Here is an 11648-nt window from a genome sequence, read left to right on the forward strand (position 1 = left end):
TTAGCGGCAGTCAGCGCAGCACGATACCGCCATCGATCATGATGGATTGCCCGGTCATGTAGTCCGAATCGGGCGAGGCCAGGTAGTGAACGAAATCGGCCACGTCCTTGGCCGTTTGCGGGCGGCCCAGCAGAATGCCCGACGAAAACCGCTCGAAGGCTTCGCCCGGTTTCGTGCCGAGGTATTTGCCCATTTCCTCGTCGATGCGGTCCCACATCTTCGTGGCGGCGACGCCGGGGCAATAGGCATTGACGGTGATCTTGTGCCGCGCCAATTCCTTGGCGGCACTCTGCGTCAGCGAACGCACGGCATGCTTGGTTGCGCAATACACACTCAGGAATTCGTACGATTCATGCCCGGCAATGCTGCAGGCATTGATGATCTTGCCGCCCGTGCCCTGCTTCTTCATTTGTTCGGCCGCGGCCTGCGTGCCATAGACCACGCTGTAGACGTTCACCGAAAAGACTTTTTCCAGGTCCGGCTCGCGCACGGCATCCAGCGGCATCACGTCTTCGATGCCCGCATTGTTGATGAAGACGTCGACCTGGCCGAAAGTGGCCACGGCATGAGCCACCAGCGCGAACTGGTCGTCACGCCTGGCGACGTTGCCGACGAAGGAAGTGACTTCGTGGCCGTTGCGCTTGAACTCCTGCTCGGTCGCGGCGAGTTGCCCGGCATTGATGTCCGACAACACGATACGAAAACCATCCGCAGCCAGGCGTTCGGCAATCCCCTTGCCCAGGCCATCGGCGGAACCGGTGATGACTGCGACTTTCTTGCTCATGATGCCTCCTGATGATCGAACGATCGAAAAAACCGGCAACGCCGAAAGGGAAAAACCAGCCAGCCGGCACAGCAGCTCATTCAGGCCCGTCTGCTTTCGATTGGCTGGCAATGGGTATTCAGCATGTCCGCGCCCGGGGCCTGGCTTGCCTGGATGGCGAAGCGTGTTGCGCGGCGGAAAGTGCCAGGGATTCTGGAATCAAAGCGCCTGCACGTGAATGAAGGTTTACCCACAAATGACATTGCACTGCAGCAAAGAGAATGCGACACCTGTCGCATGCATTGCCACACCTGAAGCGCCGAAATGGGCCACTGCATTGCGGACGCCCCATCCGCCATTCATCAAGCCATTGATTTCATGGCGCCCGAGCGACCGAAACAGGCATGGCACGGCGTTTGCAATGCCTGTTCCTGTCCGCATTCCCAAGCGGACACACCAACAACAATCCAGGAGACATCATGACCACAACCCCCGCCGCCCGCGCCCAGGCAATGCTGGACCAGTTCAACGCCGCACTGGCCAGACGCGATACCCAGGCCGCATCCGAACTGTTCGCCGACGAATCCTACTGGCGCGACCTGGTGCTGCTGACCTGGAACCTCAAGACCCTGGAAGGCCGGGCCGCCATCCGGCAGATGCTGGACGCGCAACTGGATGCCGCCTCGCCGGTCGTCTTCAGCCTCGCCCCCGGCGAAACGGTGGACGAAGCCGATGGCGTGGTTTCCGCGTGGATCGACATCGACACCAAGCTCATCGCCGGCCACGGCCACATCCGCATCAAGGACGGCCGCATCTGGACGCTGCTGACCACCGCGCAGGAACTCAAGGGCCACGAGGAGCCGCTGAACACGCGCCGCCCGATGGGCGCCGAGCACGGCATCCAGCGCGGGCGCAAGACCTGGCTGGAGCGCCGCGAGGAAGAAGCGGCCGAACTGGGCCGCAGCCAGCAGCCCTTCGTGCTGGTGATCGGCGGCGGCCAGGGCGGCATCGCACTGGGCGCGCGGCTGCGGCAACTGGGCGTGTCGCACATCGTCATCGACCGCTACCCCCGCCCCGGCGACCAATGGCGCAGCCGCTACAAGTCGCTGTGTCTGCACGACCCGGTGTGGTACGACCACCTGCCCTACCTGCCCTTCCCGCCGAACTGGCCGGTGTTCGCACCCAAGGACAAGATCGGCGACTGGCTGGAGATGTACACCAAGGTCATGGAAGTCAATTACTGGTCTTCCACCAACTGCGTGAAGGCCCGCTACGACGCGGCCCGCAAGGAATGGGAAGTGACGGTGGAGCGCGACGGCGAGACGCTGGTCATCCGGCCGAAGCACCTGGTGTTCGCGACCGGCATGTCCGGCAAGGCCAACGTGCCGAAGATCGAGGGCCAGGACGTCTTCAAGGGCGAGCAGCAGCATTCGTCGCAGCACCCGGGGCCGGATGCCTACCGCGGCAAGAAGGTGGTGGTGATCGGCGCCAACAACTCCGCGCACGACATCTGCGCCGCGCTGTGGGAACACGGCGCCGACGTGACGATGGTGCAGCGCTCCTCCACCCACATCGTGCGCTCGGATTCGCTGATGGACATCGGCCTGGGCGACCTGTATTCCGAGCGCGCCGTCGCCAACGGCGTGACGACGAAGAAGGCCGACCTGATCTTCGCCTCGCTGCCCTACCGCATCATGGCGGACTTCCAGATCCCGCTGTACGACCGCATCCGCGAGCGCGACGCCGAGTTCTACCGCAAGCTCGAGGAAGCCGGCTTCATGCTCGACTTCGGCGACGACGGCTCGGGCCTGTTCATGAAGTATCTGCGCCGCGCTTCGGGCTACTACATTGATGTCGGCGCCTGCGATCTGGTCATCGACGGCAGCATCAAGCTGCAGTCGGGCAAGGACATCAGCCACCTGACCGAGAACGCCGTGGTGCTGGACGACGGCACCGAATTGCCCGCCGACCTCGTCGTCTATGCCACCGGCTATGGCTCGATGAACGGATGGGTCGCCGATCTGGTCAGCCAGGAAGTGGCCGACAAGGTCGGCAAGGTCTGGGGGCTGGGTTCGGACACGACCAAGGACCCCGGCCCCTGGGAAGGCGAACAGCGCAACATGTGGAAGCCCACGCAGCAGGAAAACATGTGGTTCCACGGCGGCAACCTGCACCAGTCGCGCCACTACTCGCTATACCTGGCGCTGCAGTTGAAAGCGCGCCAGGAAGATCTGCCGGTGCAGGTCTATGGCCTGCAGGAAGTGCATCACCTGCGCTGACCAGCCGGTTTCCGGAGTGCCTCCCCAGCGAGGGGCGAGACACTCCGGCGACAACCACAGAAGATCACGAGCACGGAGTTTGACCCATGAAAGCAGCACGTTTTTACGACCGCGGCGACATCCGCATCGAAGACATCCCCGAACCCGTCGTGGCGCCGGGCACCGTCGGCATCGAAGTGGCCTGGTGCGGCATCTGCGGCACCGACCTGCACGAGTTCATGGAAGGGCCGATCTTCATTCCGCCCTGCGGCCATCCGCACCCGATTTCCGGGGAATCCGCTCCCGTCACCATGGGCCACGAGTTTTCCGGCGTGGTGTATGCGGTCGGCGAAGGCGTGGACGACATCGAAGTCGGCCAGCATGTGGTGGTCGAACCCTACATCGTGGCCGACGACGTGCCCACGGGACCGGGCCAGAATTACCACTTGTCGAAGAACATGAACTTCATCGGCCTGGGCGGCCGCGGCGGCGGCCTGTCCGAAAAGATCGCCGTCAAGCGCCGCTGGGTGCACCCGATCTCCAGGAACATCCCGCTGGACCAGGCCGCCCTGATCGAACCCTTGTCGGTGGGCCACCACGCCTGGAGCCGCAGCGGCGCCAAGGCCGGCGATGTGGCCCTGGTCGGCGGCGCCGGCCCGATCGGCCTGCTGCTGTCGGCGATCCTGAAAGCCAAGGGCCTGACCGTCATCATCACCGAGCTGAGCGCCAAGCGTAAGGAAAAGGCCCGCGAATCCGGCGTCGCCGATCACATCCTGGACCCGTCCGAAGTGGATGTGGTGGCGGAAACGATGAAGCTCACCGGCGACAAGGGCGTGGACGTGTCCTTCGAATGCACCAGCGTGAACAAGGTGCTGGACGCCCTGGTGGCCGCGACCAAGCCCACCGGCGTGGTGGTGATCGTGTCGATCTGGAGCCATCCGGCCACCATCAACGTGCACAGCGTGGTGATGAAGGAGCTGGACGTGCGCGGCACCATCGCCTACTGCAACGACCATCGGGAAACCATCAAGCTGGTGGAACAGGGGAAGATCGACCTGGAGCCTTTCATCACCCAGCGCATCCAGCTGGACGACCTGGTTTCACAAGGCTTCGACACCCTGATCCACAACAATGAGTCGGCGGTGAAGATCATCGTTCAGCCGCGATTGAAGTAAGCCGGCCTTTGCTCCCATCCTCCTTTCACCCAATGCTCTCAACTTACTAACTTTTCAATAAGTAGAGTCATTCCAGGATATAGCGGCACTCTGGCTGCCTGAAAAATGACTTCACGAGTTCAGGGAGCTTCTGGATGCTGCGCAATGCACCGAGTGCGAGTCGCTTCATCTCCTCGGCACTCTCGACCAACTGGCGCGAAACCTTGCGCTTCACATGAGCCCAGACCGTTTCATCGGGGTTCAGATGCGGCGAGTACGGCGGCAGGTAGAAGAGTTTGAGCTTGCCGTCCAAGCCCTCGACGTAGCTCTTGACCATCTTTGCCTTGTGGATCGGATGACCATCGACGATCAGAAACACCGGCTTCTCGGCATTGACCATCAAGCGCTTGAGGAACTCGACGAACACCTTCGCGCCAACCGAGCCTTCATGCAACATGAATCGAAACTCGCCCTGCGTGCTAACCGCCGAGATCATGTTCAGCGAGAAGCGCCGGCCCGTCGCCTGCACCACCGGCGTCTGGCCCTGCGGCGCCCAGGTCGTGCCGGTGTGGTAATCCGAGCGGATACCCGACTCGTCGCCAAAGTAGATCGTTGCGCCGACCCGCTTGGCTTCGGCGCGGATCGTGGGGTAGGTCTCCGTCTCCCACGTGCGCACCAGCACCGGGTCTTGCTGCCACGCCTGGTAGAGCGGCTTCTGGGCGCTGAAGCCCAGGATCTTCATGAGACGGTGGACCGAGGAGACCGACAACTCCTTCTTGAACTGGCGCTTGATCAGGTGACGGATCAGCGACAGCGTCCACAAGCCGAACTCGAACTTGAACTGCTGCGGGTTATGGTCACGAACGGCATTGGCGATCCACGACAACTCCTCGGCGCTGAGTTTGCTGGGGCGCCCCGGAATCGGCTTGGCCAGCAATGCGTTCTGCCCGCCATTGGCAAAGTCGGCGAGCCACCGGAAAACGCTGCGCTCATTCACGCCATACGCCGCCGCGACGCTTTGCACTGTCTGCCCCTCACGCACTGCTTTGACAGCCTGCTGCCGCATCACCTGCAAGGTGTGATGATCGAGGGCACGGCCGTCGGAAGGTCGTTTGCATTTCATGGGGCATATTATCGCTCACATGACACTACTTACGGGAACGTTAGTAACGCTCCCTTATAGGACATATGCAAATGTGGCTTGCTTCGGGGCGGTCGTGGGTAGCTTCTGCCTGGCTGGATGCGGCATCGACTGCGGCCCATGGCGGCCAGGGTATCGGGCAATGCCGCCCATGCCTGAGCGATGCCGAGCAGGCACCCGGCGAGGATGGGCTTGAGTGCGCCGAATGCGTAGGTGCGATTCGGGCGGGAGCCGGTCTGGATGGCGTCGTCAGTGCCGCTGCCGCTGAGCAGTGCGCACAGGTTGTCGGCCAGGATCTTGGCGGCGAAGTCCTGCTGCAGGGCGAGGTAGTTCAACCCCGTCGTGGCCTCGAGGCGCAGACGATGCTTGATGCGCTTGAAGGCCTCCTCGACGCGCCAGCGCTGGTGATAGAGCGCGCTGAACTGCGCGGCCGGATACGACTGGGCATCGAGCAGGTTGGTCATCAGGACGCGGATCTGGCCGTTCGGAGCGATGTTGCGGATCAGGCGCACGGTGGTGGCGGTGCGGGCCAGATCGAACGTGCTGGCATCGCGTGCGGTGGGCGGCGACAGTGTGACCACGCGCTCGGCCTCGTTCGAGCGTCGGAAGTCGGCGACGCAACGCCAGCCGCTGGCATCGACGCGCAGACAGAAGGCCATGCCGTGTTGCGCCAGCGTCGCTGCCATGGTGTTGCCGACGTAACCTCGGTCGAGCACGAGCAGATCCTGCGCCGGATCGAGTGCGTCGAGCGGCTCGAACAGCATCTGCCGCTCCGAGCCGTCGGCCGGATGCAGACTGGCGTGCAGCGTGAGTTCGGTGCCCGGCAGAAACAAGGCAAACGCGTAGTGGTCCGCCGTCAGTGCGGCCGTCTTGCGTGTCGACACACGCAGGCGCGACGCATCAGCCGCCACCACGCGGCGGCCATTCCAGCGTGCCGCCTCTATGTGCGGGCGCGCCAGGTGCAGCAGGTGCGCACTGGCCAATTCGAACAGCCGGCCCGAAAACCCCTGGCGGGCCTTGCTGAAGGCCTGTGCGCTGACCTCGCGGATCCGCCCGGGCACCGCATGCAGGCGACCGAAAAAGGCGTCGAGTTCGGCTTGAACGCTCGCGCACATGCCCGAGATCATCATGGCCGCCAGGCGCGGCAGGGTGAGCTTGCGATCGCGGGTGAAGGCCCCAGGCCGAAGACGTACCTGCTCGGCCAGCGCGGGGTCGAGCAGAAAGTCAGCGAACTCGGACAGCAGCGACTCGTGGTCGAGTATTCGAGTTCATATTGTCTATTTATCAATGACTTAACGAACGCCATTTTACCCGTTTCCCATAGGGTTCACAAGGGCTATAAGCTAAAGTTGAGAGCATTGCCGCCGGCCGGCTATGCAAAGAGCGCAGAGCAGTTGGCAATTCGAATCCTCAGTTCTCGAAGCGGTTAGCATGTTGTCTGGTCTAGGTACTGATGCGCAAGCTCTGTATTGGGCGACAGCTTTCTATCGATACCAATGACCACTTTGGGTCGATAGCGGACAATCCGATCACTCTCCCCGACTCTCTCCACGCCCACCATGCGCCACCAAGGCCGAATCACCACCTGGAAAGACGACAAAGGCTTTGGGTTCATCACGCCCAATGGCGGCGGCGAGCCGGTCTTTCTCCACATCAGCAGCTTCTCGGGCCGGTCGCGTCGGCCGGAGGGCAACGAACTGGTGACCTACGAGCGCGTCACCGACGACAAGGGACGCACGCAGGCAAGGAAGGTGGCCTATGTGGGCGAGCGGGTCGAGGGTGCCCCCGGGCGCAGCGTGCTGCCGTTGCTCTTTGCCGCGGCATTTCTGCTCTTCATCGGCGCGGCCGTCATCTACGGTCGGCTTCCGGTGGCGATCCTCGGACTGTACGGGGCGGCGAGTGTCGTCGCCTTTATCGCCTATTGGGCCGACAAGTCGGCGGCGAAGCGCAACCAGTGGCGCACGCAGGAGAGCACCTTGCACCTGTTCGCGCTGCTCGGCGGCTGGCCGGGCGCGCTGGCAGCGCAGCGGGTGTTCCGACACAAGACCTCCAAGTCGTCGTTCCAGGCGGTGTACTGGATCACCGTGGTACTGAACTGCGCGGCGCTCGGCTGGTTGCTGTCGCCTTACGGCGCGCAGGCGCTCGAGACCGTGCGCGGGGCGATCTGAGCCCGCCTCACCCCCGCCCCAGCCTGAACCACAGCGCGTACAGCGCCGGCACGAACAGCAGCGTAATCGCCGTGCCCACCGCAACGCCGCCGATCAGCACGTAGGCCAGCGGGCCCCAGAAGGTGTCGAGCGTGAGCGGGATGAAGGCGAAGGCGGCGGCGAGCGCGGTGAGGATGACCGGGCGCGCGCGCTGCACGGCGGCTTCGACGACGCCGTCGAAGGCGTTCATGCCTTCCTCGAAGTTGTCGGCGACCTGCTGGGTGAGGATGAGCGTGTTGCGCATGAGGATGCCGGCCAGGCCGGTAAGGCCCAGCAGCGCGACGAAGCCGAAGGGCTGGTTGAACAGCAGCAGCGCCAGCACCGCGCCGATGAGTCCCAGCGGGGCGGTGGCGACGACGATGAAGGTGCCGGAGAAGGTGCGCATCTGCAGCATGATGAAGATGAGCATGAAGGCGACCATGACCGGCTGCAGCTTCTGGATGGAGGCGTTGGCCTTGCCCGACTGCTCGACCGCGCCGGAGATCTCCAGGTAATAGCCGGCTGGCAGCTGGCTGTGCAGTTCGGCCAGCGCCTTCCAGACCTCGGCGGTGACGTCGTTGGGCTGGGCGCCTTCGACGTCGCCCTGCACCGATAGCGACAGCTCGCGGTTATAGCGCTTGATGACCGGCTCCTCGAAGCGCAGCGCGAGGCGGCCGAGCTGGCTGGCGGGCAGCTTGCGGCCGTCGGGGGTCAGGATCTCGAGGGTGGACAGGCTTTCGGCGTCGAGCCGCTGGCCGCCGTTGGCGCCGCGGGCGATGACGTCCACGGTGCGCACGTCCTGCCGCACCTGGGTGACGCGCACGCCGCTGAAGTGGAACTGCAGTTGCTGCGCCACGTCCTGCGGGGTGAGGCCGAGCAGGCGCAGGCGCTCGGTGTCCATTTCCAGGTGCAGCACCGGGGCGCGCTCGTCCCATTCCAGATGCGGCTCGACCACGTGCGGGTTGGCGGCCATGATCTCGCGCACCTGATGCGCAATGCGGCGCACTTCCAGCGCGTCGGCGCCCACCACGCGGAAGGCCACCGGCCAGATCACCGGCGGGCCGAACAACAGGCGCGACACGCGCACCCGCGCCTCGGGAAAGGCGCCTTCGTCGATGTGGCGCTGCAGCTCGGCCATGACCCAGGTGCGCTCGGGCACGCCTTGGCTGACGGCAATGATCTTGGCGAAGGCGGGGTCGGGCGGCTCGGGGTTGGCGGCCAGGAAGAAGCGCGGCGCGCCGCCGCCCACGTAGCTCGACAGCGTGCGCACCTCGGGCATGGGTGCGAGGATGGCTTCGATCTTGCGTACGGTGGCGTCGGTGGCGCCGATGCTGCTGCCCTGCGGCAGATAGACGCTGACGAGCACCTCGGGGCGGTCGGAACTGGGGAAGAACTGCTTCTGCACCAGCGTGACCATGCCGACCACGGCCAGCACGAGCAGGCCGAGCGTGCCGAACACCACCGACTTGCGCCAGGTCACGCACCAGGTGATGAGCCGGCGCAGGCGGCGGAACATGGGCGTCTGGTACACGCTGGCGTGGTCATGCACGTTCTCGCGCGCCACCTCGGGCAGCATCTTCACGCCCAGGTAGGGCGCGAACACCACCGCCACCAGCCACGACACCAGCAGCGACAGCGACAGCACCCAGAAGATGTTGCCGGCATACTCGCCCACCGACGAGCGCGCGAAGCCGATCGGCAGGAAACCCGCCACCGTGACCAGCGTGCCGCACAGCATGGGCGCGGCGGTCACGTTCCAGGCGTGGGCGGCGGCACGCACGCGGTCCCAGCCTTCCTCCATCTTCACCAGCATCATCTCGACGGCGATGATGGCGTCGTCCACCAGCAGGCCCAGGCCGATGATGAGCGCGCCGAGCGAGATGCGGTCGAGGTTGATGCCCATCAGCTGCATCACCAGGAAGGTGATGCCCAGCGTTAGCGGCACCGCGATGCCCACCACCAGCCCGGCGCGCCAGCCGATGGCCAGCATGCTGACGGCGACCACCACCGCCACGGCGACGAGGAACTTGATCTGGAAGAGATTGACCGCGCCGGCGATGGCCTCGGCCTGGTTGGTCAGCACCTCAAGCGAAATGCCCAGCGGCAGGCGTGCGCGTTCGGCCTCGATGAAGGCGCCCAGCCTTTTGCCCAGTTCCAGCCCGTTCTCGCCCTTGGCCATGACCATGCCCAGCAACACCGCATCCTCGCCGCGCGAGCGCACCAGATAGCCCGGCGGGTCTTCGTAGCCGCGCTCGATGGTGGCGATGTCGCCCAGATGCAGCACGCGGTCGCCAGCGGGGTCGGAAATGCGGATGGGCACGGCGGCGAGCTGCGCCGGGTCGGAGAGGTCGGCATCGAGCCGCAGGTACAGGCGCGGACCGTCGGTCTCGATGCTGCCGGCCGGCAGCAGGCGGTTGTGCGCGGCGATGGCGTCGAACACCGCCTGCGGCGACAGGCCCAGGTTGACCAGCGTGGCGTTGTCGAAGGACACATACACCCGCTCCGGGCGCTCGCCCAGCACCTGCGCCTTGTGCACCCCGGGCACGTGCTGCAGGCGATCGCGGATCGCCTCGGCTTCGCGCACCAACTCGCGCATCGGCATGCCCGGCGCGGTCAGCGCGATGAGGCTGAAGTAGGTGTCGGCGAAGTCCTCGTTGACGATGGGGCCGATGACGCCCGCGGGCAGGCTGGCGGCCTCGTCCTGCATGCGTTTGCGCACGTCGTACTTGAGCGCCGGCACCTGCGCCGGCGGCGTGTAGTCGTGGAACTCCACCTGCAGGTTGGCCGAGCCGGGGCGCACCGTGGTGATGATCCGGTAGATGTTCTCGACGTCCTGGATGCGCTTTTCCAGCCGGTCGACGACCTGCTCCTGCATCTCCTGCGGCGTGGCGCCGGGCCAGACCGCATTGACGACCAGGACGCGCATCGTGAATGACGGATCTTCCGCGCGCCCGAGCGACAGGAAGGCATAGATGCCGGCCAGTATCGACAGGACGAGGAAGAAGAACGTGACCGAGCGCTCGCGCACGGCGAGCGCCGACAGGTTGGGGAAGCTCATCGCGGCAGCTCCCGCACCGCCATGTTGTCGACCAGCAGGTGGGTGCCGAGGGAGACGACGCGATCATCCGCGGCCAGCGCGCCACGCACGCGCACGGTGTCGCCGTCGGTGGCGAGCAGCGTGACCGGCACCGGGCTGACGGTGCCCTCCTTCACGCGCCACACACGCGGCCCCTCGCCGCGTTCGTTGAGGGCGCCCAGCGGCAGCACGAACTCGCCTTCGGCCGCGGCCGCGCTGCGGAAGCGGGCACGCACCACGGCGCCCAGCACCAGCGCGTCCTGCGCGCCGCGCACCGTGTAGCGCGCGCGCAGCGTGCGGCCCTGGCGCTCGACGGCGCCGGCGGTCTCGCGCAGTGCCAGCGGCAGGCTGGCGCCGTCGGCCAGCGTGGCCTCGCCTTCGGCAGGCGGCGTCGCACCGGCGGGGAAATGCACCTCGATCTCGCGCTCGCCGGCCTGCGCCAGCAGCGCGACCTGCTGCCCGGCGCCGACGACCTGGCCGGCTTCGCCGACGACGTCGATCAGCACGCCGGCCGCGGGGGCCTGCAGGCGACCGTAGCCCAGCGCGTTGCGCGCCTGGGTGAGGCGCGCGGCAGCGGCATCGCGCCGGGTGCGAGCCTCGCGCTGCGCCAGCTCGAAGCGCTGCAGCGCCTGTTCGCTGGTGTAGTTGCGCTGCTGCAGCTGGCGGTTGCGCACCAGGTCGGCGCTGGCGGTGGCCAGTGCGGCCTCGGCGGCGGCAAGGTCGGCCTCGGTCGCGCGCACCGCCTGCTCCAGGTCGCGGGTATCCAGTTCGAACAGCACCTGCTCGGCGGCGACATGCTGACCGGCATCCACCGCGCGGCGCGCGATGCGCCCGCCCACCTGGAAAGCGAGCGGCGACTCCACCCGCGCCCGCACCGTGCCCGACAGGCCGAAGGCGGTGTCGCCCGCGGCGGCCACCGCCACCGTGCGCACGAAGGGCGGGGCCTTGGCCTGCGGGGGCGGCGTGGCGTCGCCACAGCCGGCGAGAAGGAGCACACCGAGGAAGAGCGGGAACATCGCGAGGCGCATGGAATTCTCGTAGGTTGAACGCGCTTGGACACCGTCATGCCG

8 protein-coding genes are annotated in these 11648 nt (G+C 65.8%); 3 read left to right on the forward strand and 5 right to left on the reverse strand.

Going from position 1 to position 11648, the window contains the following annotated elements; genetic code table 11:
- Positions 1-10: 10 nt before the first annotated feature.
- Positions 11-784 (reverse strand): acetoin reductase, encoded by a 774-nt coding sequence (locus AC731_RS13895; protein ID WP_004261220.1) that lies wholly within the window; start codon positions 782-784, stop codon positions 11-13.
- Positions 785-1242: 458 nt separating this feature from the next.
- Between AC731_RS13895 and AC731_RS13900 the strand changes: the two genes are divergently transcribed.
- Entirely contained in the window at positions 1243-3042 is a 1800-nt protein-coding gene (locus AC731_RS13900) for an NAD(P)/FAD-dependent oxidoreductase (protein ID WP_004261219.1), read from the forward strand.
- A gap of 86 nt (positions 3043-3128) precedes the next feature.
- The gene (locus tag AC731_RS13905; protein WP_004261217.1) at positions 3129-4196 is read left to right on the forward strand and encodes a 2,3-butanediol dehydrogenase; all 1068 of its coding nucleotides are present in this window, start codon (positions 3129-3131) and stop codon (positions 4194-4196) included.
- A gap of 67 nt (positions 4197-4263) precedes the next feature.
- On the opposite strand, the gene AC731_RS13910 is transcribed toward AC731_RS13905, so the two are convergent.
- Complete coding sequence (locus AC731_RS13910) at positions 4264-5298, reverse strand: IS630 family transposase (RefSeq protein WP_048705947.1); 1035 nt, start codon at positions 5296-5298, stop codon at positions 4264-4266.
- A 29-nt stretch (positions 5299-5327) separates the two neighbouring features.
- Positions 5328-6578: an IS4 family transposase gene (locus AC731_RS13915; protein WP_335338867.1), complete on the reverse strand. Its 1251-nt coding sequence runs from the start codon at positions 6576-6578 to the stop codon at positions 5328-5330.
- 297 nt (positions 6579-6875) lie between these two features.
- Between AC731_RS13915 and AC731_RS13920 the strand changes: the two genes are divergently transcribed.
- Positions 6876-7484 carry a DUF1294 domain-containing protein gene (locus AC731_RS13920; protein WP_048706945.1) on the forward strand — a complete coding sequence of 203 codons (609 nt, stop codon included), beginning with the start codon at positions 6876-6878 and terminating at the stop codon, positions 7482-7484.
- A gap of 7 nt (positions 7485-7491) precedes the next feature.
- On the opposite strand, the gene AC731_RS13925 is transcribed toward AC731_RS13920, so the two are convergent.
- Entirely contained in the window at positions 7492-10560 is a 3069-nt protein-coding gene (locus AC731_RS13925) for an efflux RND transporter permease subunit (protein WP_048706946.1), read from the reverse strand.
- Positions 10557-11606, reverse strand: a complete 1050-nt coding sequence (locus tag AC731_RS13930; protein WP_048706948.1) for an efflux RND transporter periplasmic adaptor subunit — start codon at positions 11604-11606, stop codon at positions 10557-10559. Before AC731_RS13930 ends, AC731_RS13925 begins: the two co-directional genes overlap by 4 nt.
- Positions 11607-11648: the final 42 nt, after the last annotated feature.

It is taken from the genome of Thauera humireducens, from assembly GCF_001051995.2.
GTDB classification, from domain to species: Bacteria; Pseudomonadota; Gammaproteobacteria; order Burkholderiales; family Rhodocyclaceae; genus Thauera; species Thauera humireducens.

Bases quoted from the DNA above. Each gene is read 5' to 3' on its own strand.
- AC731_RS13930 (WP_048706948.1), bottom strand. From the start codon at position 11,606: ATGCGCCTCGCGATGTTCCCGCTCTTCCTCGGTGTGCTCCTTCTCGCC.
- AC731_RS13910 (WP_048705947.1), bottom strand. From the start codon at position 5,298: ATGAAATGCAAACGACCTTCCGACGGCCGTGCCCTCGATCATCACACC.
- AC731_RS13900 (WP_004261219.1), top strand. From the start codon at position 1,243: ATGACCACAACCCCCGCCGCCCGCGCCCAGGCAATGCTGGACCAGTTC.
- AC731_RS13920 (WP_048706945.1), top strand. From the start codon at position 6,876: ATGCGCCACCAAGGCCGAATCACCACCTGGAAAGACGACAAAGGCTTT.
- AC731_RS13905 (WP_004261217.1), top strand. From the start codon at position 3,129: ATGAAAGCAGCACGTTTTTACGACCGCGGCGACATCCGCATCGAAGAC.
- AC731_RS13925 (WP_048706946.1), bottom strand. From the start codon at position 10,560: ATGAGCTTCCCCAACCTGTCGGCGCTCGCCGTGCGCGAGCGCTCGGTC.
- AC731_RS13895 (WP_004261220.1), bottom strand. From the start codon at position 784: ATGAGCAAGAAAGTCGCAGTCATCACCGGTTCCGCCGATGGCCTGGGC.